The sequence below is a fragment of the Nocardia sp. CA-145437 genome (assembly GCF_050956485.1).
In the GTDB taxonomy this organism is placed as follows: Bacteria; Actinomycetota; Actinomycetes; order Mycobacteriales; family Mycobacteriaceae; genus Nocardia.
Map to the genome: position 1 here is coordinate 1,782,561 of NZ_CP191204.1, position 25,358 is coordinate 1,807,918.

20 protein-coding genes and 1 tRNA gene are annotated in these 25,358 nt (G+C 68.2%); 15 read left to right on the forward strand and 6 right to left on the reverse strand.

Translation table 11 applies throughout. From position 1 onward, the window contains the following. Nucleotides 1-26: 26 nt before the first annotated feature. The gene (locus ACQPYY_RS07755) at nt 27-1,100 is read left to right on the forward strand and encodes a glycoside hydrolase family 43 protein (RefSeq protein WP_433593248.1); all 1,074 of its coding nucleotides are present in this window, start codon (nt 27-29) and stop codon (nt 1,098-1,100) included. Here the strand turns inward: ACQPYY_RS07755 and ACQPYY_RS07760 are convergent. The 3 genes from ACQPYY_RS07760 to ACQPYY_RS07770 all read right to left on the reverse strand — a co-directional run bounded on the left by ACQPYY_RS07760 (nt 1,097) and on the right by ACQPYY_RS07770 (nt 4,267). Next, the gene (locus ACQPYY_RS07760; RefSeq protein ID WP_433593249.1) at nt 1,097-2,011 is read right to left on the reverse strand and encodes a D-alanyl-D-alanine carboxypeptidase family protein; all 915 of its coding nucleotides are present in this window, start codon (nt 2,009-2,011) and stop codon (nt 1,097-1,099) included. The genes ACQPYY_RS07755 and ACQPYY_RS07760 overlap by 4 nt on opposite strands. Nucleotides 2,012-2,083: 72 nt before the next feature. Next, the gene (locus tag ACQPYY_RS07765) at nt 2,084-2,806 is read right to left on the reverse strand and encodes an IclR family transcriptional regulator (protein WP_379101095.1); all 723 of its coding nucleotides are present in this window, start codon (nt 2,804-2,806) and stop codon (nt 2,084-2,086) included. A gap of 3 nt (nt 2,807-2,809) precedes the next feature. Beyond that, nucleotides 2,810-4,267, reverse strand: coding sequence for an APC family permease (locus ACQPYY_RS07770; RefSeq protein ID WP_433593250.1), 1,458 nt, complete (start codon nt 4,265-4,267; stop codon nt 2,810-2,812). 250 nt (nt 4,268-4,517) lie between these two features. Between ACQPYY_RS07770 and ACQPYY_RS07775 the strand changes: the two genes are divergently transcribed. The 6 genes from ACQPYY_RS07775 (at nt 4,518) to ACQPYY_RS07800 (ending at nt 11,059) form a co-directional block, all read left to right on the forward strand. After that, entirely contained in the window at nt 4,518-5,927 is a 1,410-nt protein-coding gene (locus ACQPYY_RS07775) for an ethanolamine ammonia-lyase subunit EutB (RefSeq protein ID WP_433593251.1), read from the forward strand. Then, nucleotides 5,924-6,739: an ethanolamine ammonia-lyase subunit EutC gene (gene eutC / locus ACQPYY_RS07780; protein ID WP_433593252.1), complete on the forward strand. Its 816-nt coding sequence runs from the start codon at nt 5,924-5,926 to the stop codon at nt 6,737-6,739. Before ACQPYY_RS07775 ends, eutC begins: the two co-directional genes overlap by 4 nt. Nucleotides 6,740-6,755: 16 nt before the next feature. Then, entirely contained in the window at nt 6,756-8,273 is a 1,518-nt protein-coding gene (locus tag ACQPYY_RS07785) for an APC family permease (protein WP_433593253.1), read from the forward strand. Between the two features lie 31 nt (nt 8,274-8,304). Continuing rightward, entirely contained in the window at nt 8,305-9,555 is a 1,251-nt protein-coding gene (locus tag ACQPYY_RS07790; RefSeq protein WP_433593254.1) for a haloacid dehalogenase-like hydrolase, read from the forward strand. A gap of 142 nt (nt 9,556-9,697) precedes the next feature. Then, on the forward strand, nt 9,698-9,973 hold the full coding sequence (locus ACQPYY_RS07795) for a hypothetical protein (protein WP_433593255.1): 276 nt from the start codon (nt 9,698-9,700) through the stop codon (nt 9,971-9,973). A gap of 126 nt (nt 9,974-10,099) precedes the next feature. Continuing rightward, complete coding sequence (locus ACQPYY_RS07800; RefSeq protein ID WP_433593256.1) at nt 10,100-11,059, forward strand: hypothetical protein; 960 nt, start codon at nt 10,100-10,102, stop codon at nt 11,057-11,059. 163 nt (nt 11,060-11,222) lie between these two features. Here the strand turns inward: ACQPYY_RS07800 and ACQPYY_RS07805 are convergent. Beyond that, nucleotides 11,223-11,296, reverse strand: a tRNA-Arg gene (locus tag ACQPYY_RS07805). Nucleotides 11,297-11,499: 203 nt separating this feature from the next. Here ACQPYY_RS07805 and ACQPYY_RS07810 point away from each other — a divergent pair. The 8 genes from ACQPYY_RS07810 (at nt 11,500) to ACQPYY_RS07845 (ending at nt 24,134) form a co-directional block, all read left to right on the forward strand. Continuing rightward, nucleotides 11,500-13,539, forward strand: a complete 2,040-nt coding sequence (locus ACQPYY_RS07810) for a cytochrome c oxidase assembly protein (RefSeq protein ID WP_433593257.1) — start codon at nt 11,500-11,502, stop codon at nt 13,537-13,539. 11 nt (nt 13,540-13,550) lie between these two features. Continuing rightward, a complete protein-coding gene (locus ACQPYY_RS07815; protein WP_379101118.1) occupies nt 13,551-14,495 on the forward strand; it encodes a threonine/serine dehydratase in 945 nt (314 codons plus the stop codon). Nucleotides 14,496-14,641: 146 nt separating this feature from the next. After that, nucleotides 14,642-15,091: a single-stranded DNA-binding protein gene (locus ACQPYY_RS07820; RefSeq protein ID WP_433593258.1), complete on the forward strand. Its 450-nt coding sequence runs from the start codon at nt 14,642-14,644 to the stop codon at nt 15,089-15,091. 10 nt (nt 15,092-15,101) lie between these two features. Further along, on the forward strand, nt 15,102-16,778 hold the full coding sequence (gene ettA / locus ACQPYY_RS07825) for an energy-dependent translational throttle protein EttA (RefSeq protein WP_433593259.1): 1,677 nt from the start codon (nt 15,102-15,104) through the stop codon (nt 16,776-16,778). A gap of 456 nt (nt 16,779-17,234) precedes the next feature. After that, nucleotides 17,235-22,136, forward strand: coding sequence for an NAD-glutamate dehydrogenase (locus tag ACQPYY_RS07830; RefSeq protein ID WP_433593260.1), 4,902 nt, complete (start codon nt 17,235-17,237; stop codon nt 22,134-22,136). 38 nt (nt 22,137-22,174) lie between these two features. Continuing rightward, nucleotides 22,175-22,609 (forward strand): acyl-CoA thioesterase, encoded by a 435-nt coding sequence (locus ACQPYY_RS07835; protein WP_357090324.1) that lies wholly within the window; start codon nt 22,175-22,177, stop codon nt 22,607-22,609. Between the two features lie 13 nt (nt 22,610-22,622). Further along, nucleotides 22,623-23,297 carry a hypothetical protein gene (locus tag ACQPYY_RS07840; protein ID WP_433593261.1) on the forward strand — a complete coding sequence of 225 codons (675 nt, stop codon included), beginning with the start codon at nt 22,623-22,625 and terminating at the stop codon, nt 23,295-23,297. A gap of 105 nt (nt 23,298-23,402) precedes the next feature. Then, nucleotides 23,403-24,134: a dienelactone hydrolase family protein gene (locus ACQPYY_RS07845; RefSeq protein ID WP_433593262.1), complete on the forward strand. Its 732-nt coding sequence runs from the start codon at nt 23,403-23,405 to the stop codon at nt 24,132-24,134. Nucleotides 24,135-24,192: 58 nt separating this feature from the next. On the opposite strand, the gene ACQPYY_RS07850 is transcribed toward ACQPYY_RS07845, so the two are convergent. Then, entirely contained in the window at nt 24,193-24,510 is a 318-nt protein-coding gene (locus ACQPYY_RS07850) for an AzlD domain-containing protein (protein ID WP_433593263.1), read from the reverse strand. Further along, nucleotides 24,507-25,217 carry an AzlC family ABC transporter permease gene (locus tag ACQPYY_RS07855; protein WP_379101132.1) on the reverse strand — a complete coding sequence of 237 codons (711 nt, stop codon included), beginning with the start codon at nt 25,215-25,217 and terminating at the stop codon, nt 24,507-24,509. Before ACQPYY_RS07855 ends, ACQPYY_RS07850 begins: the two co-directional genes overlap by 4 nt. Nucleotides 25,218-25,358: the final 141 nt, after the last annotated feature.

Here is a 25,358-nt window from a genome sequence, read left to right on the forward strand (position 1 = left end):
CTCGACTGTCGCTGGAGGTGAGGCTGGTGGGTTGGCGGAGAGCGCTCGGGCTGGTGAGCATCCTGACCGTGGGACTCGGAACCGCGGTCGCGGGGGTGGGAACCGCCGAGCAGCGCGGGTCCGGACCGCATAGCGAGGAATTCGCCAACCCAGTGGTCGCCGCAGGAGCCGACCCGAGCATGGCCTACTACCAGGGCCGGTTCTATCTGGTGCAGGGAGACTTCTACAACGACGACAATGTCGTCATCCGAGCGTCGGACAGGCTCGGCGGGCTCGGGAAGAGTGAGCCGACGGTGGTGTGGGAGCACGGGGAGTGCCCGGGGGAGGCGTGCACGAAGATCTGGGCGCCGGAGTTGCAGCACATCGGGGATCGGTGGTGGATCTACTTCGCGGGGCAGGAGGACGACCGCAACGAGACGCATCGGATGTATGCGTTGCGGTCGGCCGCGGATGATCCGGCCGGGCCCTACGAATACCTCGGGAAGATGAATCTGCCTGGCGGATGGGCGATCGACGGAACCTACCTGCAGTATCAGAACGCCGGATACTACCTGTGGTCGTGTCTGCGTGACCCGGAAGACACACGGGTGCAGGACATTTGCGCGGTGCGGATGTCGGATCCGATGACGCCGGTCGGTGAGCGGGTGAGCATCGCGACGCCGACCGCGGAGTGGGAGACCGTGCCGAACGACGCCGATCTGAAGATCAACGAGGCGCCGGAGGCGCTGATCGCCCCCGACGGCCGGCTGTTCGTATCCTTCTCCGCCAACGCCAGTTTCGACGACACCTACCGGATCGGCCTGCTCGAACTGGCGAAGGGCGGCGATCCCATGAACCCGGCGGCCTGGACCAAATCCGGTGGCCCCCTCCTGCCGGGCGGCCCGGGAGCGATCGCGCCGGGCCACAACGGATTCCTCACCATCGATGGCCACCCGTGGATCACCTACCACGCCCGTCTGGAACCCGGCACCGGCTGGGAGGGCCGCAGCGTCCGCGTCCAGCCCATGAATTTCGGCCCCGACGGCCGCCCCCGCTTCGGCATGGCCTTCGGTCCCGACGCCCCGATCGTGATCGAGGGCCGGGACCCCGCCCAGCGCTAGCTGCCCGGAACGAGCGACGTGATCGGCCGGTAAGCCCAGTTCAGCATGCGTGAGGCGTCATCCTTGGCGGCCGCCCCGCTCCACGCCGAGCTGTGCAGCACCACGCCGATCATCGGAATCCCCGCTCGCACCGTCTCGAACAACAGACAAGCCCCGGCCGCATCGGTCGACCCGGTCTTGATCCCGATCGCGCCGGGGTAATCCTTCAGCAGCTGATTCGTGGTCTCCCACACGTGATCCCGATTCCCCGCCGCCGCGGGCACGTGATAGCTCCGCGTCCCCGCGACCTCCCGGAACACCGGGTGCCCCATGGCCCGCAGCCCGAGCGCGATCAGATCGGCCGGCGTCGAGAACGTCGAGCCGTCCTCGGGCACCGGCAACCCGCTCGGGTCGGCGAAATACGTTGCCCCCAACCCCATCTGCCGAGCCGTATCGTTCATCCTGCCGAGAAACACGTCCTGGCCCGGCCCATAAGCGTCGGCGAGCGTGTACGCCGCATCGCAGCCCGACGGCAGCATCAGCGCATACAGCAACTGCCGCGTACTGAGCACCTCTCCCGCGCCCAGCCCCGCCGTACTCCCGTCGTTCCGCGAGCAGTACAAAATCGCTTCGGCGGGAACGGTGACGGCCCGATCCAGACTGTTCGCATTGATCACCACCATCGCCGTCATCACCTTCGCGATACTGGCGATCGGCACCGGCGTATCGGCTTCCCGAGACCACAACAACGTCCCGGTGAACCCATCCGCCAGCGCGGCCCCCTGGGCCTGCACCCCATCCGGCTCACCACTCAGGAAAGGCAACTGAATCTGCGGTGCGGCAGCGGCGGGCATGGCCTGCACGCCCTGACCGGCGCCGACCACCACCGCTCCGACAACCACTGCTTGCAACACTCGGGCAAATGTCTGCATGGGCACACATTGTGCACGGCACCCCTATCGACCAGCGGTATTTCAGGGCCGGAGAGCGTGCCGCCGCAACCGTCAGAACAGCAGCGATTCCAGTTGCGCGGCATAGCTGCGAGCGGACTCGTCGAAACCGGTCATGGCGTCCAGGCGGCTGGTGGATCCCGCCAGGCAGAGCGCGGCCTCGGGGGTGCCGGATTCGCTGTGGATGGGGTAGGCGAAGCAGGTCAGACCCGGTAGTAGTTCGTCGACGGCGCGGGCGTGGCCGGTGGATCGGATGGCGGCGATGTCCGCGGCGAGGGCCGCCTGGGTGACTCGGGTGTTCGGGGTCAGGCGGATCGGGGCGGGAACCAGTGCGGGCCAATCGGTTCGGGCGGACAGCAGCAGTTTCCCCGCCGCGGAGGCGTGCAGGCATCTGGTCAGCTCGCGTTCGGCCGGGACCGGATGGTCCGGGTCCTGGTTGATCACCTGAACGGTGCTCACGCCGAATCCGATCACGTTCACCGCGAAGCGGGTGGACGCGCGGAATTCGGCGAGGCACTGGCGTGCGGCCCGGGTGACGGTCGGCGTGTTCAATGCGGTCGCCAGTCCGCGCAGCCGCGCACCGAGACCGAAGCCGCGCAGATCGGCCGTCCGGATCAGGTATTCGTCGGCGACCAGAGAGTTGAGCAGACGATACGCCGTCGCGGGCGGGAGACCAAGGCGTTGCGCGATTTCCTTGGCGGTTATTCCCACCCCGCATTCCGCCACGATCTCGATAATCGCGATGGTATTGGTGACCGACGTGCCGCGTGTGCTCATGGGCTACCGGAACAATGAGGTCAGCAACAGGTCGTCACGTTGCGGTTCATCGAATATCCCGACACCCCGCAGCCGGTCCGGCGCGAATCGGCGCAGCGCGCCGGCGAAGGCGATGCCCGCCGCCATGACCGCGACGTACACCGCCACCACCGCGACATTGCCCGGCTGCCCCGAGAACGCGGCGGTGACCATCAACAGCCCGATCATCGTCGCGGCGGTGCCGCCGAGTATCGCCAGCGCCCGGCTCGGTTCCCCGATGCGCCGCAGCAGTATCGGACCGGCCAGGCAGGCCGGGAGATAGGACCCCAGGTAACCGAAGGCGCTGAGCGTGAGGAACGAACGAATGGCGTCCTGCGGCGCCACGCCCGCCCACAGCACCGCGATCGCGCACCCGGTCACCACAGCCATGGCCGCGGCGATGGCCGCGGCCGGAGTGTGGAAACGCGGATGCGCGCGCCCGGCCACCCGCGGCGCGATGCCCTCCCGGCCCATCGTGAACAGCACCCGCACCAGGGCGTTGATCGAGGCCACGGTGCAGGCGAAGAACGAGGCGGCGACGCCGAGATCCAGGGCGACCGCGAGCAGCCGCGAATCATGGTGCAGGAGTAGATCGGACAAGGGGGTGCCGCTGCTCGCCGTGGGATCCGCCGACAGCGCCACCGCCTCGGCGCTCACGGCGAGCAGGTAGATGACGCCTGCCGCCAGCGGGGTCCACAGCACGGTTCTCGGCACCGAGCGGAACGGGCGGAAGGACTCGGCGGACAGGGTGGTCGCGCTCTCGAAGCCGACGAACGCGCTGATCGCCACCACCGCGCTCATGGCGAGGTCACCGGTGTCGCCGTGCCAGGACATGGCCCGGACCGGATCGACGCCGTGGCGCTCGGCGACGAGCAGGTAGCCCAGGGCCGTCAGAATCGCCACCACGGAAACACATTCGATGAGCAGGGTGGCGACCGCCGACGGCCGGATGCCGCGGGTCATCAGCACCGTCGCGGCTCCCGCGGCGGCGATCGACAGCAGCATCGTCACCGTGACCGGGACATCGATCCCGGCGAGCATCGCGACGCGACCGAGATAGGTACCGACCGCGACCAATCCCGCGACACTCACCGCGGCGTACCCGACGATCGCGGACCAGCCGACCGGGATCGCGGCGGTCGGTCCCAGACTCTTGGCCGCGTAGGTGTACAGCCCGCCGGTGACCGCGATCCGCTGCGCCATCGGCCGCACCACGAGAGCCACGCACCAGGTCAGCAGTGCCGCGCCGAGGAAGGCGAGCACGCTCGGCCCGCCGCCGACCGCGGCGATCACGAACGGCGGTGTGACCGCGGCCGTCCCGGCGGGCGCGATGGCCGCCACCGACTGCGCGAACACCGGGACGAACGCGAGCCGCCGACGCCGGAGTCCGCTGATCGACGACCGTTCGACCACCAGCGGTGGCGTCGGCGTGGGTACGGTCACACGGAAACAGCCTTTCTCCTGCCGCCGCGGACCGGGCCTCGTCCGCGAAAGAGCCTCAGCGTAGCCAGGTGCTTGTAGCACGGCTGTTACGTTCAGTTACTTCCGTATTTCCGCGCGTGAGAAAATTCTCCGCCGGAATTCTCATCGCCGGTTATCCGGGAACGGCGCTGCCGTAACAGAACCCGATTAGCGTCTGCCGCCATTGGAATTCAACGGCTTCCGAGCCGGGCGTGAGAGGACGTTTCCCGCGATGACTTACCGTCAGCAGATCGGCGGACGGACCTACGTGTTCCGGAGCCTGATCGACGTTCTGGCGAAGGCCGGTCCGGCCCGATCCGGAGACGAATTGGCCGGGTGCGCGGCCGAATCGGATGCCGAGCGCGCCGCCGCGAAATGGGTGCTCGCCGATATTCCGCTGCCGGTGTTCCTGAACGAGCCGGTGGTGCCCTATGAAACCGACGAGGTCACCCGGCTCATCATCGATACGCACGATCGAGCCGCCTTCGCTCCCATCGCACACATGACAGTCGGTGCGTTCCGGGATTGGCTGCTCACCGAAGTGGCTTCGGGGACAGCCGAGTTCACGATCCCCGCCCTCGCGCGCGGCATCACTCCGGAGATGGCGGCGGCGGTATCGAAGCTGATGCGCAACCAGGACCTGATCACGGTCGCCCGGGTGTTGTCGCCACAGGCGGCGTTCCGCACCACCATCGGCGCGCCGGGCCGGTTGGCGACCCGGCTGCAGCCGAACCATCCCACCGACGATCCGCGCGGCATCGCGGCGGGCATCCTCGACGGATTGCTGCTCGGCTGCGGCGACGCGGTGGTCGGCATCAACCCCGCCTCCGACGATCCGGTCGCGATCGCCCGGCTGCTGCATCTGCTCGACGACGTCCGGCTGCGCTTCGACATCCCGATGCAGTCCTGCGTCCTCACCCACGCGACGACGACGCTGGAGCTGATCCAGCAGGGGGTACCGGTCGATCTGGTGTTCCAGTCCATCGCCGGCACGCAGGCGGCCAACACCGGCTTCGGGATCACCCTGGACCTGCTGGCGGAAACCGCCGCGGCGGCAGGCGAATCGGGTCGCGGCACGGTCGGGCACAACGTCATGTATTTCGAGACCGGCCAGGGCGCGGCATTGTCGGCGGACGCGCACCGGGGCGTGGGCGGGCAACCGGTCGATCAGCAGACCCTGGAGGCCCGGGCCTACGGCGTGGCGCGGGCCTTCGATCCACTGCTGGTCAACACCGTCGTCGGATTCATCGGTCCGGAATACCTCTACAACGGCAAGCAGATCACCCGCGCGGGCCTGGAGGACAACTTCTGCGGCAAGCTGCTCGGCCTGCCGATGGGGGTCGACGTCTGCTACACCAACCACGCCGAGGCCGACGGCGACGACATGGACCTGCTCGCGACCGCCCTGGCGGTGGCCGGGACCGCGTTCATGATCACCGTCCCAGGCTCCGACGACACCATGCTCGGCTATCAGAGCCTGTCCTTCCATGACGCGCTGTACCTGCGCCGCGTCTGCGGGCTGCGACCCGCACCCGAATTCGAGGCGTGGCTGCGGCGGATGGACATGGCCGACGACCATGGCCGCGTGCTGCCCGCGGGTCCGGCCGGATCTCCCTTGCGCGCGCTGGCGGCGAACCGATGACCCACCGGCCCATCGACGCGACGCGATCCGCGCAGCCCGGCGACGGTATCGATCCCTGGGATCGGATGCGGGCACACACCTTGGCCCGGATCGGGCTGCGCCGGGCCGGTGACACACTCGCCACCCCGGAAGTGCTGGCGCTCAACGCATCCCACGCGCTCGCCCGGGACGCGGTGCGGACGCCGCTGGATGTGGCTGCCGTGCGCGCCGCCCTGACCGAGCTGGAACTGGGCGCCCCTGTTCACGTGACCAGCGCGGCGGCGGATCGCGACCAATACCTGCGTCGCCCCGATCTGGGGCGGATGCCGTCCGGCCCGCTCGAATTCGGTTCCTCCGGAGCGGATCTGGCGCTGGTGGTGTGTGACGGACTGTCGGCCACCGCGGTCACCGACCATGCCGCGGGGTTGTGTGCCGCGCTGTCCGAGGCGTTCGCGCCGGACTATTCGCTGGCGCCGCCGGTGATCGCCACGCAGGCCCGGGTGGCGCTGGGCGACCATATCGGCCGAACCCTCGGTGTGCGAGCGGTATTGGTGGTGATCGGGGAGCGGCCCGGCCTGTCGGTCACCGACAGCCTGGGCATCTATCTGACCTACGCGCCGCAGCCCGGCCGCGCCGATTCCGAGCGCAACTGCGTCTCCAATATCCGCCCGCCGCACGGCCTGGGCTACACCGACGCCGCCACCGTGGCCCGCGACCTGATCGACCAGATGTTCCACGCCGGTCGCTCCGGCGTCTCGATCAAGCCCCGAGCCTCCTCCGCTCCGCTGCCGAGTCGGCCACCCGGCATTCCATCCGATAGTGAAAGTGCTTAGCAGAGAGAGTATTTCGATGACGCAGCAGATAACCCGCGCAGCCGTGGACGGCGCGCCGACCGGGTCGGAAACCACCGTCCACCGGCTCAAGCCCAACGCCATCGGACTGCTCGGCGTGGTGTTCATGGCCATCGCCACCGCCGCGCCGATCACCGCCATGACCGGCAACGTGCCATTCATGATCTCCGCCGGCACCGGCAAGGGGACGCCCGCGGCCTTCCTGATCGCCATGGTCGTGCTGGCCGTGTTCTCGGTGGGCTTCACCACCATGAGCAAGCACATCACCGCCACCGGGGCGTTCTACGGCTTCATCTCCTATGGCCTGGGCCGCACCATCGGACTGGCCTCGGGCTTGCTGGCGGCGTTCGCCTACATGGTGTTCGAGCCGTCGCTGATCGGAATCTTCGCCAGCTTCGGCACCAATACCGTGCTCGCGCAGTTCGATACGCACATCCCGTGGTGGGTGTTCGCGATCGCGATGCTGGCGATCAACGCGGTTGGCACCTGGTTCGGCGTCGCGGTGGCCGAAAAACTGCTGGTGGTCCTGCTTTTCACCGAGATCACCGTGCTCGCGGTGATGGCGGTCTCGGTAGCGATCCACGGCGGCGGGCCGCACGGATTCTCGCTGGCGCCGCTCAACCCGGTCAACGCGTTCACCGGGCCCTCGGCCGGGCTGGGTCTGTTCTTCGCGTTCTGGTCGTGGGTCGGGTTCGAATCGACCGCCATGTACGGCGAGGAGTCCAAGAACCCCAAGAAGATCATCCCCAAGGCCACCATGATCGCCGTGCTCGGCGTCGGCGTGTTCTACGTGCTGGTGTCGTGGATGGCGATGTCCGGCAACGGCATCGGCGAATCGATGGATCTCGCCGGCTCGGCCAACCCGATGGATGTGTTCTTCGATCCGACCAACACCTATGTCGGCCACTGGGCGGTCACCGCGATGCAATGGCTGATGATGACCGGTTCCCTGGCCTGCGGCATGGCCTTCCACAACTGCGCCGCCCGCTATCTCTACGCCCTGGGCCGTGAAGGCGTCCTGCCGGTGCTGCAGCGCACCCTCGGCCGCACCCACCCCAAGCACGGTTCGCCGCACATCGCCGGTCTGGTCCAGACGATCATCGCCGGACTGCTGATCGCGGGCTTCGGCATCGCCGGCAAGGACCCCTACACCGGCACCTACACCCTGCTCGCGATTCTGGGCACCATGGCGATCCTGGTCGTGCAGTCGCTGTGCTCGTTCGCCGTGCTGGTCTACTTCCGCAACCATCACCCCGAGACCAGGCACTGGTTCAAAACCCTGGTAGCGCCGCTGACCGGTGGCCTGGCGATGCTGGGAGTGGTGATGCTGCTCGTGGTCAATATGGGCACCGCGGCCGGCGCGGAATCCGGATCGCTGGTGCTGAAGGCGACGCCGTGGCTGGTCGGGCTGGTCGGTGCGGCCGGTATCGGCTACGCCCTCTACCTGAAGCTGCGTGATCCCGCCCGCTACGCGCTGCTCGGCAGGACCGTGCTGGAAGAAGCCCACGAACGCTGAAGACGCCCAGCCGATTACGGAGAGCACACGCATGAAGACACGATCACTCGTGGGGCTGATCGCGGCCGCCGGCGCCCTGCTGTCGCTGACGGCCTGCGGCTCCGGCTCCGATGGGGCTGCCGCGACCACGTGCAAGCAGTTGGATGCCGGGCAGGCATGGTACGGCGCCAACAGAGACACCCTGGCGACCTTCATCGCCACCACCGGAACCTGCGGCAAACAGGTCGAATCGAAGCCGCTCGCCTTGTTCGACTGGGACAACACGCTGGTCAAAAATGATGCCGGGGAGGCCACGTTCTATTGGCTGCTGTCCCACGACAAGGTGCGACAGCCAACCGACTGGGCGGCCACCAGCCCGTACCTGACTCCGGCCGCCAGTGCCGCACTGCGCGCCGCCTGCGGCGCCGCGGCGTCGGGAACCCCGCTACCCACCTCCACCAACGCCTCGTGCGCCGACGAGATCCTGGCCATCGGCGACGGCGGCAAGACGAAAGGCGGGGCCCCAGCATTCGACGGCTACGACCACCGCCGACTGGAACCGGCCTACGCCTGGCAGGTCCAGCTGCTGGCCGGGCACACCCCCGCGGAACTGACCGACTACGCCACCCAGGCTCGAGCCCAGAACCTCGCCGCCCCCGAAGGCACCGAACAGACCATCGGCACCACCAAGGTCGACGGCTGGGTCCGCTACTACAGCCCGCAGCGGGATCTGGTTACAACATTGCAGGCCAATGGATTCGACGTCCGTATCATCACGGCCTCGCCCGAGCCGGTGATCAGGGTCTGGTCACCTGAACTGGGTGTGCCCGCCGACAAGGTGATCGGCATCGTCCCCCTGACCGACCACGGCACCTACACCGGCCACATCGCGGGCTGCGGCGGCCTCGGTCCGGACCAGGTCATCACCTATATGGAGGGCAAACGCTGCGCGATCAACGAACGCATCTTCGGCATCACCGGCCCGACCGCGTTCGACCAACAGCCACCCGGCAAACGCCCGGCCCTGGCCGCCGGCGACTCGGACACCGACGTGGTCTTCGTCAGCGACGCCACGGCCCTCCACCTTGTCATCAACCGCAACAAGACCGAACTCATGTGCCAGGCGTACGCCAACACCGACGGCACATGGCTGATCAACCCGATGTTCATCAACCCCAAGAAACGCAAGGACCAGCCCTACCCTTGCGCCACAACGGGTTTCACCACCGCCACCGGCGACCACAAACCGCTCACCCAGCCCAACGGCGCCGTCATCGCGGACCAACAGGACACCGTCTACTGACCAAGGAGCCCGCCGCCCCCGGAGGATCCTCCAAACCGACATGGCGGTACTCGACGTTCTGTTGGACCCCGCCCCGATTGATCGCATAGGCACAGGGGAGGACAGTCGAAGACGCCGTTGCACACCACCCCGGATTGCGATCATGTCACCAGCACCCGAACGTCGCTCCTATCGCACCCGCTACACCTCCGTAGGTAGAGGGCAGGCCGCATGGCGGATCGTCGGCAACAGCATCGAGATCCTGGCGCTGACCGTGACGAGTGCCGTGCGGCCCCCGGACACCGTCGCCTTCGACGACGACGGCTGTCACGATTTGTGCTGGGCGCGTGAACGATTCGGCAAGTTCGCCGACCTGTGGGACGCGATACGGAGCGAATACTGGCAGCTTCTGTTTCGCTCCGACCCGCATTTCACGTAGTGGTCGAGCGTCCACAGTGGCGGTCTCGACGCCGTGCCGTGGACCAGCTACCGTTGAGCTACATCTGAATGGAAGTCAAGGAGTTCCGTACCCGCGCAGTTCGACCGCGCTGTGAAAGGAGCAACGATGACGACCTATTCCCACACTGTCGCCTTGACGGCGGACTTCGCGTTCAACGAGCGAATCCCGGAGGTCCGCCGACAGGAGATCCGGAACTCGATCAGCGGTCTGATCACCCAGCAGATCGATGCGAACACCCGCCGTCGCGAGCTCGCCGCCGAGGACCGCGCCCTGGCCACCGCCTTGCAGGAGCCGTACCTCGACCAGTTGCGAAACAGTCCGCGCGGAGCTGACGCCCTGAGGCTCGCCACCGAACGCAGCCGGACCAGAACCGTCGACGTCCGTGACCTGCCGCGGGAAGCCGCGGAGAATCCGTCGCGGCACGTGCCGGCGGGAGCGCTCGACTACCCGTTCCCCCCGACTCGCGACTTCGAAGGACCGCCGACGCGGATCTTCGGGGTCCCCTACGACTTCCACTGGTTCTGGCATGACCTGAACGGGAGCCCGGCGTTCAACCGGATCGTCGATGACGCCAACGGCCGTGCCGCACTCGACGCTCGGGTGGGCAACGCCTCGGGCGCGACCGGCACGCTCGTCAACGCCCACGCCGGCTACGGCGTGAGCCTGCGTTCGGATCGCCGCGTCAACTGCATGGCACGCTCGTATCGGTCGACACAGGACTTCGGGGCGGCCGCCGCGGGCTTCGACGCCGACGCCACCGTCGAGGCCGGCTGCGAGATGACGGTCATGCAGGCCGGCAACCTGATCGCCATCGCGACCGACAAACGTTTCCGTGGCCGAGTCAGCGGATCGATCGGCCATCCCACCGAGAACTACGGGTACGACAGCGGAGGCTTCGGCCCCGGCGCGGTCATCGAGGTGCTCTGGACCATGGAAGCCAACACCGATTACGAACTCAACGTCGGCGGATGGGTTTACGCCGAGTCCCACAACGGCATCGGCGGAGCCGGCGCCCAATCCCAGATCGACGCGAAGATCATCTTCATGAGCCTGTGGCAACAATGACCCACGATCGGCCGCCGCCCTGATCGACACGCTGCAAACGGCCGATGCCCACGCGGGCACCGGCCGTTCGTGCCGCGACCACAGATTGCTGGGGTGTTTGAGCCCCGCCCAGCTCGGGTATTGGTGGTACTGCCAGCATTATCGCTGGTCAGTCACCCTTGTGCGCCCCCGGCAGGAATCGAACCTGCGACCTAGGGATTAGAAGGCCCTTGCTCTATCCAACTGAGCTACGGAGGCAGTGCGGGCATCGGCGGTGATGCGGGCTCCAAACACCTTGACCCAAATCGATCTCGGTGTCCAGCGGGTTGAGTATAGCGAGCGTCCAGGTTAGTAATGGTTCCTCGCTTAGCAACTGTTCGGCGCGTCGGGGCGGTAGTGCGGACCGGAGGACCGGAAACCCCAGGGGAGTCTGGATGGGCGCTCCGAACTACGCTGGGCGTATGTCGTCAGTGCAGGACCCGCCCGCAGGATCGGATGTTTCGGCGAATCGGTCGGGTTCGGGGGTGACTTTCGCTGCGGTCACGGCACTGGGTGGGGCGGCGGCCGCGTTGGTGGCGGCGCTGGTCGTGGCGTTGTCGGCGGCGCATGCCCTGACGTTGCTGGGGATTCCTGATCCTGGTCCGCTGACCACGTACGGGCTGCCCGCGGTGCGGGCGGTGGCGGATCTGTCGGCGGCGCTGACCATCGGGTCGTTGCTGTTCGCGGCGTTCTTCGTGCCGCCGCAGGAGAGCGGAGTGCTGGACGTCGGGGGGTATCGAGCGCTGCGGCGGGCCGGGAACGCGGCGCTGGTGTGGGCCGGATCGGCGGCGCTGCTGGTGCCGCTGACGCTGTCGGACACCACCGGGCAACCGCTGCTGAAGTCGATGCGGCCCGAGCAGGTGTGGCGGGCGGCCGATCAGGTGGAGGTCGCGGGGTCGTGGCGGTTCACCGTGTTCATGGTGCTGGTGCTGGCCGTCGCGTGCCGGGTGGCGCTGCGCTGGGGCTGGACGCCGGTGCTGCTGTTGCTGTCGGTGCTCTCGCTGCTGCCGGTGGCGCTGACCGGGCATTCGTCCTCGGGCGGCGCGCACGACCTGGCCACCAACAGCCTCATCCTGCACCTGCTTTCGGCCTGCTTCTGGGTGGGCGGATTGTTCGCGGTGCTGGCCTACGCGCTGCGCGACGGCAAGTACACGGCACTGGCCGTGCGCCGGTTCTCGATCGTGGCGACCGTCTCGTTCGTGGTGATCGCGATCAGCGGTGTGATCAACGCCCTGGTCCGGCTGCCCGTGTCGGAACTGCTCGGGACCACCTACGGCAAGCTCGTGCTCGCCAAGACCGCGGCGCTGATCCTGCTCGGCGTCATGGGCTACCTGCAGCGCCGCAACGCGATCCCGGATCTGGAGAAGGACCCGCAGGATCGCGGCGCGCTCATCCGCCTCGCCGGAGTCGAGGCGCTGATCTTCGCGGCCACGGTCGGCCTCGCCGTCGGCCTGGGCCGCACCCCGCCGCCGGACCAGCGGACCGTGCCGACCCCGACCGAGGTCGAGATCGGCTACAACCTGGCGGGGCCGCCGACCGTGGCGCGGCTGCTGTTCGACTGGCGCTTCGACCTGATCTTCGGCACCCTCGCCCTGGTCATGGCCGGGCTGTACCTGCGCGGCGTGCTGCGGCTGCGCAAGCGCGGTGACGACTGGCCGATCGGCCGGACCATCGCCTGGCTCGCGGGCTGCCTGACGCTGCTGCTGGCCACCAGTTCGGGAGTGGGCCGGTACGCGCCGGCCATGTTCAGCGTGCACATGGCGCAGCACATGATGCTGTCGATGCTGGCCCCGATCCTGTTCGCGCTGGGCGGCCCGGTGCTGCTGGCGCTCCGCGCGATCCAGCCCGCCGGTCGGAATCAGCCGCCCGGGGTGCGCGAATGGATCCTGGCGGCCGTGCACAACCCGGTGTCGCGCTTCCTGACCCAGCCGGTCGTCGCCTCGGTGCTGTTCGTCGGCGGCTTCTACGCCCTCTACCTGGGCGGCATCTTCGACAAGTACGTCGGCACGCACGGCGCCCACATTCTGATGAATGTGCACTTCCTGCTCAGCGGATACCTCTTCTACTGGGTGGTCATCGGCATCGATCCCAAGCCGCGCCCGGTGGAGCCGCTCACCAAGCTGGGCATGGTCTTCGGCTCGCTGCCGTTCCACGCCTTCTTCGGCATCGCGCTGATGAGCATGAACACGGTGATGGGCGGCTGGTTCTACCGCGGCCTGGGCCTGTCCTGGAACAAGGACCTGCTCGGCGATCAGCACACCGGCGGCAGCCTCGCCTGGGCCAGCGGTGAGGTGCCGCTGGTCGTGGTGATGCTGGCGCTGCTCATCCAGTGGTCGCGCAGCGACCAACGGCTGGCGAACCGGCTCGACCGCAAGGCAGAGCGTGACGACGACGCGGACCTGACCGCGCACAACGCCATGTTCGCCGAGCTCGCTCGGCGCGACAGAGAGGTGCGCAAGTGAAGGATGTCGCCATGGCGACCCGGAAAGTGAAGCGGCTCTACCGATCCGACGTGCGCCAGGCCCGCCGCCTGCTGCGCGGGCACACCCGCAAGACGCCCGTCTTCCACACCGAGATCCTGGGCCCGCACGGCCCGGTCCCGGTCACGCTCAAACTGGAGCATCTCCAGCACGGCGGCACCTTCAAGGTGCGCGGCTGCCTGAACGCGCTGTTGCAGGCGCGCGGCGACCAGACCCAGGTGGTGCTGGCCTCGGCCGGCAATGCCGGGATCGCGGCGGCCCTGGCCAGCGCGGTGCGTGGAATGTCGTGCACGGTGGTGGTTCCGGAGTCGGCCTCGCACACCAAGGTGGCGGCCATGTGGTCGCACGGGGCCGAAGTGCTGTGGCACGGAACCACTTACGCCGAGGCGCACAAGTACGCCCGCCAGCTCGCCGCCGAACGCGGCGCCATGCCGCTGCACGCCTACGACCTGCCCGAGATCGTGGCCGGGGCGGGCGTGGTCGGGCTGGAGATCGAGGAGCAGGTGCGCGGCAGACCGACGGTGCTGGCCGCGGTCGGCGGCGGTGGCCTGGTGGCCGGGGTGGCGGTGTCGCTCGGGCTGCGCGGCCGGGTGGTGGGGGTCGAGCCGGTGGGTGCGCCGACCCTGCACGCGGCGCTGGCGGCCGGGCACCCGGTGGACGTCGACGTGTCCAGCGTGACCTCGGATTCCTTGGGCGCGAACCGGATCGGTGAGATCGCCATGGAGGTGGCGCAGCGCTACGCGGTGCGATCGGCGCTGGTCAGCGATGACGCGATCGTGATGGCCCGGGAGTACCTGTGGCGCGAGTTCCGGATCGTGGTGGAGCCCGCGGGCGCGACCGCGGTGGCCGCGATCCAGGCCGGGGCGTACGTGCCGGGTCCGGGGGAGCGGCCGGTAATCGTCTTGTGCGGGGCCAACACCGACCTGGCGACCCTGTAGCCCATCGCGACAGTTGTCCCCACCCCGCGAGTTGTCCACACTCGCCGAGGCGGGGTCTGCCCCCGTGCACGCCCCCCGGCGAAGCTGGAAGCCGGACCGAACGCAGGGCTCGCGGCGACGGGCTCGAATCGAGAAGGGGGAGCGCGATGTACGAGGCGAATACCGCGGTGATCGGCCGGGTCGTCACCCAACCGGTGCTGCGCGCGCTGCAGAACGGCGATCAGCTGCTGAGCTTCCGCATGGCCAGTACCGCCCGCCGCTACGATCAGGCCGCCGGGGACTGGGTGGACGGTGGCAAGTTGTACCTCACCGTAAGCTGTTGGCGACGGGGGATCATCGAGGGAGTCGAAGCGTCGCTGCAGCGAGGTGACCCGGTCATCGCGTACGGGCAGCTGCGCTCGAACGAGTACACCACCCGAGACGGCGCGGAGCGCACCGACCTCGAGATGCGGGCCCTGGCAGTGGGTCCCGACCTGGGTCGTTGCACCGCCCCGGTGGTGCGCAAAACCTTCGGTCGACCCGACCGGACCGACCCCGTGGAACGGCCGTCCGCCGATCCGGACACTGCCGGAGAACCCGCTACTACACACAGTTAGGCTTGCCGATATGGCTGAGTTCATTTACCAGATGGTGAAGGTGCGAAAGGCGCATGGCGACAAGGTCGTGCTCGACAATGTGACCTTGAACTTCCTTCCCGGCGCGAAGATCGGTGTCGTCGGCCCGAACGGCGCGGGTAAGTCCAGTGTGCTGAAGATCATGGCGGGACTGGACCAGCCGAACAACGGTGATGCCTGGCTCGCGCCGGGCGCGACGGTCGGCATCCTCATGCAGGAGCCGCCGCTCAACGAAGAGAAGACCGTGCGCGGGAACGTCGAGGAGGGCCTCGGCGAGATCAAGGTGAAGCTGGACCGCTTCAACGAGATCGCCGAGCTCATGGCGACCGACTACTCCGACGAGCTGATGGAAGAGATGGGCAAGCTCCAGGAGGAGCTGGACCACGCCGACGCATGGGATGTCGACTCGCAGCTCGAGCAGGCCATGGACGCGCTGCGCTGCCCGCCGCCGGACGAGCCGGTCACCAACCTCTCCGGTGGTGAGCGCCGTCGCGTCGCGCTGTGCAAGCTGCTGCTGAGCAAGCCCGACCTGCTGCTGCTCGACGAGCCCACCAACCACCTCGACGCCGAGTCGGTGCTGTGGCTTGAGCAGTTCCTCGCCTCCTACCCGGGCGCCGTGCTGGCCGTCACCCACGACCGGTACTTCCTCGACAATGTGGCGGAGTGGATCCTCGAGCTGGACCGCGGCCGCACCTTCCCCTACGAGGGCAACTACTCCACCTACCTGGAGAAGAAGGCCGAGCGCCTCGAGGTGCAGGGCAAGAAGGACCAGAAGCTGCAGAAGCGCCTCAAGGAGGAGCTGGCGTGGGTCCGCTCCGGCGCCAAGGCGCGTCAGGCCAAGAACAAGGCGCGTCTGGGCCGCTACGAGGAAATGGCCGCCGAGGCCGAGAAGATGCGCAAGTTGGACTTCGAGGAGATCCAGATCCCGGCCGGTCCGCGCCTGGGCAATGTGGTCGTCGAGGTCGAGAACCTGGACAAGGGCTTCGGCGACCGCCAGCTCATCAAGGATCTGTCGTTCACCCTGCCGCGCAACGGCATCGTCGGTGTCATCGGCCCGAACGGTGTCGGTAAGTCGACGCTGTTCAAGACCATCGTCGGCCTGGAGAACGCGGACAGCGGCAATGTGCGCGTCGGTGACACGGTCAAGCTGAGCTACGTCGACCAGAACCGCGGCGGCATCGACCCGAAGAAGACGGTCTGGCAGGTCGTCTCCGACGGTCTGGACCACATCCAGGTCGGCCAGGTGGAAATGCCTTCCCGCGCTTACGTTTCGGCCTTCGGGTTCAAGGGCCCGGACCAGCAGAAGCCGGCCGGCGTGCTCTCCGGTGGTGAGCGCAACCGCCTGAACCTGGCGCTGACCCTCAAGCAGGGCGGCAACCTGATCCTGCTCGACGAGCCCACCAACGACCTCGACGTCGAGACCCTGAGCTCGCTCGAGAACGCGCTGGAGAACTTCGCGGGCTGCTCGGTGGTCATCTCCCACGACCGCTGGTTCCTGGACCGCACCTGCACGCACATCCTGGCGTGGGAGGGCACCGAGGACAACTCGGCCGCGTGGTTCTGGTTCGAGGGCAACTTCGAGGCCTATGAGGCCAACAAGATCGAGCGCCTCGGCCCGGAAGCCGCCCGTCCGCACCGGGTGACCCACCGCAAGCTCACCCGCGGATAGCGCACCACCCCAACCGAATTCACCGCTCGCCCCCACCCGGAGATCCGGGTGGGGCAGCCGGACCGTGCCGTCATCGGCCGGCTACCGCGGGCTCGGGTTCCGATCCGGCCCGTGGGCGAGCGGTCGGTTGGTCACTTTTGCCTGGCTCGACGGTGTTTGCTGGACGGTTTGCGGTTCGCTGGATGGCGGGCGGTGGCCGAAAAAGTGAACGGTTATCGAACAGCGAACTCAGCGGTTTCGCATTCGCACTAGTGCGTGAAAACTGTTTTGGTGCAAGGTTTGTCGGAGACGACCTGGCGATATCGGGCGAACATCTCACTCATCGAACCGTCCGGTTTGTCGGTATTGCGAGACGCGGCGTGGCATTGACAGGAATTCGACCCGGTACCTCGTGGGTCCAGCTACTCTCGCATCGGCGTCACTTTGTTACGGAACCGAATCCGAGGAGTTGGCGAAATGACGGTCTCGTCCGAATTGTCCAGCAAGGCCTGGGCTGCGAGTTTGCCCAAGTCACTGGGCGGCAACCTCGTGTCCCTCGAGGAGGCATATTTCCGTCACGTCGACGCCGGCGACGCGGACTGCGCCATTCCCGCGACCTCCACCCACATCTTCCGCTGCCACGTCGATCTGGCCGTGCGGCGCACCCCCGGCACCGCGAATGTCCATGTGTACCAGGCGGATGACGAGGCCGGGCTCGGCGTCGCCATCCAGTTGGTCACCGACGACATGCCGCTGCTCGTCGAGTCCGTCACCGCTTTCCTGAGCCGCATCGGCGTCAGTGTCAGCGAGATCGTGCACCCCATCTTCGAGGTCACCCGAGACGCCACGGGTAGCCTGGAGACCGCGGTGCCGCACGAGGTCGACGGCAACGGCGCGACCGGTCTGCGCGAATCCTGGATGCACGTGCAGCTGCATCCGGCCACCAGCCGCGCCCAGCTCGAGCGCATCGAGTCCGCGCTGCCCGACGTGCTCACCGACGTGCGCCGGGTCATCGAGGACACCGAGGCCATGCGCCAGGCCCACGAACGTGTCGCCGATGAACTCGACAGTGCCGCGGCCGCCGGTAGATCCGGCTTCCCGGCGAGCGATCTCACCGAGTGCGCCGACCTGCTGCGCTGGCTGGCGAACGGCCATTTCACCGTGCTCGGCTACTCCCGGTACGAACGCAGCACCGTGGACGGCCAGGCCAAGTCGATCATCGTCCCGGAGACCAGCCTGGGCGTGCTGCGCCCCAATGTCGGCACCGACTTCCGCGTCCCGGACAACAGCGGTGACCAGCCGCTGCTCATGCTGACCCAGGGCCTGGTCCCGGCCACCGTGCACCGCGCCGTCTACCCGTACTTCGTCGGCGTCGCCGAGATGGACGAATCGGGTGTGGTCACCGGTGAACACCTGTTCATCGGTGTTTTCACCGTCACCGCCCTGCACGAGAACGTGCTCGACATCCCGATCATCCGCCGCCGGGTGAAATCCATCATCGAATCCAGCGGCTTCGACCTGGACTCGTTCTCGGGCCAGGAGATGCTCGAGGTCATCCAGTCCTTCCCGCGCGCCGAGCTGTTCTCCTCGCACGGCGACGCGCTGCGCCGCACCGCGAGCGCCGTGCTGAATGTCGGCATGCGCCGCCAGGTCCGTTTGTTCATGCGCCTGGACGGCTACGGCCGCTTCGTGGCCTGCATGGTGTACCTGCCGCGTGACCGCTACACCACCCGCGTGCGCCTCGAGATTCAGGACATCCTGGTGCGCGAACTGGGCGGCGTTTCCATCGACTATTCGGCGCGAGTCTCCGAAAGCGACCTCGCCAGTGTGTATTTCACCGTCCGCCTGCCCGATGAGGGCACCGTGGTCGACACCACCGAGACCAACCGGCTGCGCATCCAGCACCTGCTGTCCGAGGCCAGCCGCACCTGGGACGACCACCTGCGCGACGAGGTGGCCACCTCCTCGGTACTGGATCCGGCCGTGGCACAGCGCTACGCGGAGTCCCTGCCGGAGAGCTACAAGGAGGACTTCGATCCCACCCGCGCCATGGCCGACATCCTGCGTCTGCAGGGTCTGGCCGAGGGCGGCATCGATCAGCACCTCTACCGCTGGCCCGATTCCGCGGCGGGTTCTTGGCGTTTCACCCTCTATGTCGGCGGTGGCGGCATCTCGCTGAGTCAGGTGCTGCCGCTGCTGCAGAGCCTCGGTGTCGAGGTGATCGACGAGCGCCCGCACCAGGTCGACGGTGACCACGGCCCGGAACAGTGGATCTACGACTTCGGTCTGCTGGCTCGCCCCGAACTGCTGCGCAGCGCCCTGGACCGGAACATGGACGCCGAACTGGTCGAGTCCGTGGGTCGCCTCGATGTGCTCGACGCCCAGGTGCGCGGGCTGCGCGAACGCTTCACCGAGGCGTTCGAGGCGCTCTGGTACGGCCGCGCCGAGGCCGACGGTCTCAATGAGCTGGTGCTGCGCGGCGGCCTGAACTGGCGCGCCGTCTCCATCCTGCGCGCCTACTCGAAGTACCTGCAGCAGGCCGGATTCCCGTACAGCCAGGCCGCCATCACCCGCGTGCTGCTGGCGTACCCGGAGGCGGCGAGCATGTTCGTCGACCTTTTCTCCGCGTTCTTCGATCCCGATTCGGCCAATGCCGAGCATGCCGTGGAGCTGGAGGCCGCGGTCCGCCGCCGGATCGACGACGTGGTGAGCCTGGACGCCGACCGCATCCTGCGCGCCATCCTCGGCCTGATCAAGGCCACCCTGCGCACCAACTACTACGTCGTCGACGCCGAGGGCCGGTCGCGGGACTACCTGTCGTTCAAGGTGGAACCGCGCGAGATCACCGAATTGCCCAAGCCCCGTCCGCAATTCGAGATCTTCGTCTACTCGCCGCGGGTCGAGGGCGTGCACCTGCGTTTCGGCCCGGTCGCGCGCGGCGGTCTGCGCTGGTCGGACCGCCTGGAGGATTTCCGCACCGAGATCCTGGGCCTGGTCAAGGCGCAGGCGGTGAAGAACGCCGTGATCGTGCCGGTCGGCGCGAAGGGCGGATTCGTGGTGAAGCAGCCCCCGGCCGCCACCGCCGATCCGGTCGCCGACCGCCAGGCGCTGCAGGCCGAGGGCATCGCCTGCTACCGCACCTTCATCTCGGGCCTGCTCGACGTCACCGACAATGTCGATCGCGCCACCGGCGCGGTGCTGCCCCCCGCCCGGGTGCTGCGCCGCGACGCCGACGACACCTACCTGGTGGTCGCCGCCGACAAGGGCACGGCCACCTTCTCCGATATCGCCAATGACGTTGCCCAGCAGTACGGTTTCTGGCTCGGCGACGCCTTCGCCTCGGGCGGTTCGGTGGGCTACGACCACAAGGCCATGGGCATCACCGCCAAGGGCGCGTGGGAGAGCGTGAAGCGGCATTTCGCCGAGATGGACATCGACACCCAGTCCGAGGATTTCACGGTGGTCGGCGTCGGCGACATGTCCGGGGACGTGTTCGGCAACGGGATGCTGCTCTCGCGGCACATCCGCCTGCTCGCGGCCTTCGATCACCGGCACATCTTCCTGGACCCGAATCCCGACGCCGCCACCTCGTTCGCCGAGCGTGAGCGCATGTTCGCCCTGCCGCGTTCGTCGTGGGCCGACTACGACAGGTTGCTGATCAGCACCGGCGGCGGCGTCTACGACCGCACGGTCAAGTCGATTCCGGTCAGCGAGCAGGTGCGTGCGGCCTTGGGCCTGGCCGCCGACGTCACCTCGCTGTCCCCGCCGGAGATGATCCGCGCCATCCTGCTGTCCCCGGCCCAACTGCTGTGGAACGGCGGTATCGGCACTTACATCAAGGCCTCCACGGAGACCAATGCCGAGGTGGGCGACAAGTCCAATGACGCGGTCCGCGTGAACGCGAACGCGCTGCGCGCCACTGTGATCGGCGAGGGCGGCAACCTGGGTGTCACCGCGCACGGCCGCATCGAGTTCTGCAAGCACGGCGGCAAGATGAACACCGACGCGCTCGACAACTCCGCCGGTGTGGACTGCTCCGACCACGAGGTCAATATCAAGGTCCTGCTCGACGGCGTGGTGTCGGCGGGCGAGCTGTCCCAGGCCGAACGCAATCCGCTACTGGCGTCGATGACCGACGAGGTGTCGACGCTCGTGCTGCAGGACAACGTGTCGCAGAACTATCTGATGGGCATGTCCCGTGCCGAGGCCCCGCGCATGCTGAATGTGCACCAGCGCCTCATCGAGGATCTCGAGGACCGCCGCGGCCTGGACCGCGAGCTCGAGGCGCTGCCCGCGGACACGGAGCTGAAGCAGCGCATCGAGGAGGGCGCGGGCCTGACCTCACCCGAGTTGTCGAATCTGATGGCGCACGTGAAGCTTTCGCTCAAGGCCGACCTGCTCGCCAGCGATCTGCCCGACACCGCGTACTTCGCGGCACGGGTGTCGCAGTACTTCCCGACCCCGCTGCGCACCCGGTTCGGCACCGCCATCAAGCGGCACCGCCTGCGCCGCGAGATCACCAGCACCATGCTGGTGAACGAGGTGGTCGATCTGGGCGGCATCACCTACGCCTTCCGGCTGGGCGAGGAGATCGGGGCGTCGGCCTCCGACGCAGTGCGCGCGTTCACCGCCGCCACCCAGATCTTCGATCTGCACACGGTGTGGAAGACCATTCGCGCCGCGGAGGTCTCCACGGGCATGAAGGACGCGCTGGAGCTGGAGACCAAGCGCACGCTGGACCGCGCCTCGCGCTGGCTGCTCAACAACCGCCCGCAGCCGGTCGCGGTGGGCGCGGAGATCCACCGCTACTCGCAGGGCGTGCGCACACTCGCGCCGAAGGTGCCGAGCTGGCTGCGCGGCCATCACATCGACACGCTCAACGAGCAGTCGCAGGCCATCGCCGAGCAGGGCGTGCCCGCCGAGCTGGCGACGACGGTGTTCGGGCTGCTGAACCAGTTCCCCCTGTTGGACGTGCTCGATATCGCCGATATCACCGATCGCAGCGGTGAGGAGGTGGGCGCGCTGTACTACGCGCTCAACGATCATCTGAAGATCGATTGGCTGTTGCAGGCGGTCAGTCACCTGGAACGCGGCGACCGCTGGCACGCGCTGGCCCGGCTCGCGCTGCGCGACGACATGTACGGCTCGCTGCGCTCACTCACCCTCGACGTGCTCTCCGCCGGCGACCCGGAAGAGACCGCCGAGGAGAAGATTGCATACTGGGAGTCGAAGAATCAGTCCCGATTGGGCCGCGCACGCTCGGCTCTGTCGGAACTTTTCGAGTCCGGAACCCACGACCTGGCCACGCTGTCGGTTGCGGCGCGGCAGGTGCGCAGCATGGTGAGTGGGGTGGGTGCGCAATCGGAGGTACCGCGTTGACGATCGGTTCGCTGAACGGCCTAGCAGCAGGCCCGGGTGTGACGGACACGGCCACACCCGGCCGCTTCCACACCCCCGTGGAGGTCCGCTGGTCGGATATGGACGCCTTCCAGCACATCAACCATGCCCGCATGGTGACGCTGCTGGAGGAAGCCCGGATCCCGTGGCTGTTCCTGGACGAGCGGCCGACCGTCAAGCTGCGGGCCGGTTGTGTGCTGGCCGACCTGCGGGTGCAGTACAAGGGCCAGTTGCGCCACGAGGATTCGCCGCTGGACGTCTCCATGTGGATCGAGCGGCTGCGCGCCGTGGACTTCACCGTCGGCTACGAGGTGCGCGCGGCGGGCGCGGCCCCGGACTCCCCGCCGGCGGTGGTCGCCTCCACCCAGTTGGCCGCCTTCGACATCGACACCCAGCGCCTGCGCCGCCTCACCACCGAGGAACGCGACTACCTGTCGCTGTGGCTGGCCGACTGACCCGAGAACCGTCTTGTCGGGACAGCTGACCCTGCACGTTCCGGATCCCGCGGAACGCGAGAACCTTGCCACCTTCCTCATCCACGCTCTCCGGCTCGACCCGGCCGCGGTCATCCGCCTGCGCCGGCGCGGGGACCGCTTCGTCTCCGCTTGGGCCGCCACCGGATTCGAGGCGCTGGCCGTCCGCACCGTGGTCGCCGAACTCGGGATGGACGATGTGACCGTCGGCGCGGAAACCGTCCTCGCCGGGCTGCACGGGCCCGGCGCGAGCGCCGCGTTCGGGCTGGGCTTCGCCATGGATTCCGCCTGGCACGGGGCCCTGCCGCCGGAGAACGGTTTCGTCCACGTGGAGGATGTGCCCGCGCGCATGCTCGTGGAATTGGCCGAGCGCGGCGCGGAGGTGGCGCAGGAGCACGGCGGGAAACACGGCCCGCCCGCGGCGCTCTTGGACCAGACCGTGCTCACCGTCTCCAATGCCGGTGAGCGGGTCGAGGTGCCGATGCGGGTGGTGTTCGCGCTGGCCGCCATGGATTTCATTCCGCACGGCGGCGAGAAGACCGACTCCCGGCGCATCTCCGTCGACGAGATCGTGCGGGTCCGCGCGGCCCGCACCTGGCTGCGCCTGGACGCTCGCTACGGGTCGGTGGCCCGCCGCCGCGGACCCGCCCTGCCGCTGCTGACGCACTAAGTCCCACGGCCCTTTTCGAAAGATGATGTGTCCCATCGGCTGTTCGATGGGACACATCGCCGGATCGATCGCCCGTGTCCCCGCTCGCCGCACTACGTTTGGCGTATGACAGCTGTCGCGATCGAGACCGGGTGGGTCGACCTGAAGGTCGGAGACACCGTGATGAGCGCCTATGTGGCTCATCCCGCCGAGCCCGGCGCCTACCCCGGAGTCGTTGTCGGACACGAGATCTACGGCTTGCACGCCACCGCGAAGCAGGCCACCGAGCGCATCGCGGCCCTCGGCGTGATCGCCATCCTGCCGGACCTGTTCCATCGGCAGGCGCCGCGCGCCGACCTGGAGTTCGGGGGAGAGGGCCGTGAGCGCGGCCTGGAACTGCTGCGCACGCTGAGCCGACCCGAGGTGCTCTCGGACATCTCCGCGTGCCTGGACGAACTGCGCGGCCGGGAAGCCACCTCCCTGAACATGGTCGGCTTCAGCGCGGGCGGCCACGTCGCCTACTACGCCGCGACGCAACTCCCGCTGGCCGCGACCGCCGCCTTCTATCCCGGCTGGCTCACCAATACCGATATCCCGCTGTCCACCCCCGAGCCGACCATCGAGGCCACCCCCGGCATCACCGGCAGCATCCTGTTGTTCTTCGGCGGCCTGGACCCGCTGATCGACGCCGAGGCGCGGGACGAGCTCGAAGAAGCCTTGACGGCCAATGACATTCCGCACGAGATCGTGGTCTACGAGGACGCACCGCACGGCTACGTCTACCCGGGCCGCGACTGGTACCGCGCCGAACTCGCCGAGGATTCCTGGACCCGCATCGCGGACCTGCTCGGCCACTGAGGTTCCCGAGTGGAGAGCTGAGGTTCCCGAGCTGAGAGCTGAGGTTCGCGAGTGGAGATCAGTGCACGCCGAGCATCCGTAGCCCGGCGGTGACGGCCGCGGCCGACAGGATCACCACGATCAGCGGCGCCCGCCGCCAGGTCAGCACGGCCGCGACCAGCACTCCGGCGGGCAGCGCCCACCCGAATGGGCTTCCGCTCGTAGGTATCAGCGTGGTGACGGCCAGCGCGGTGAGCAGCACGACCGAGGCGATTTCGAGCAGCCGGACCGTGCGCGGCGAGATCCGGATGCGGCTCCGCAACAGCGGCCCGGCGAACCGGAACGCGAAGGTGCCCAGGGCCAGTGCCATGGTGGCCATCAACAGGGTCTTGGTCATCGGGCCGCGCTCACGGTCGGATCCGCGGTGGCGTCGTCGGTTCCCGCGCGGCGGGCGACCAGCAGGACCGCGCCCAGCGCGAGCAGGACGGGCAGACCCGCACCGAGGAACGGCGTGGTCGCGGCGGCCACGGCCGCACCGGCCAGAGCGGCAGTGCGGGTGAGGGAGTCACGCAGGGCCGGAAGGACGAGGGAGAACAGCACCGCCGGGAAGACGGCGTCCAGTCCGAAGATGTTCGGGTCGGGAACGACCGAGCCGAGAATCGCGCCGACGGCCGCGCCCAGCGGCCAAGCGGCCAGAACTGCCAGTCCGCACAGCCAGTAGGCGGCGCGACGGCGGTCGCGGTCGGGCTGGGACAATGCCATGGCGACGGATTCGTCGTTCATGACGTGGGTCCCGAGCAGTCGCCGCCAGCCGGTGCCGACCACATCGGGCACGGACAGGCCGTAGGGCACGTGCCGCGCATTGACGAGCAGTCCGGCCAGCACGGCCGCGACCAGCCCGCCACCGGCGGTGAGGATGCCGATGAAGACGAATTCCGAGCCCCCGGCCACCACGGCCACGCTCAGGAGGACCGGCAGCCAGCCGGGCAGTCCCGAGGTCACGGCGGTAGCGCCGTAGGACACGCCGATCAGGGCGACTGCCAGGCAGATCGCCGCGATTCCTGTGAGCACACCCCGATCGAGTGTTCGCCATGCCGAACGCATGTTTTCTATAATGAACACACCCGGCAGGGTTCGTCAAAGGGGGAGTGCCGGAGGGAAGGGGGGAGGCCGTCCGGGCCGGTACTGTGAACGCCACCATGACCCAGCAGCCCGACCGCTCCGCACCGGTGTCTCCCGCGGGGG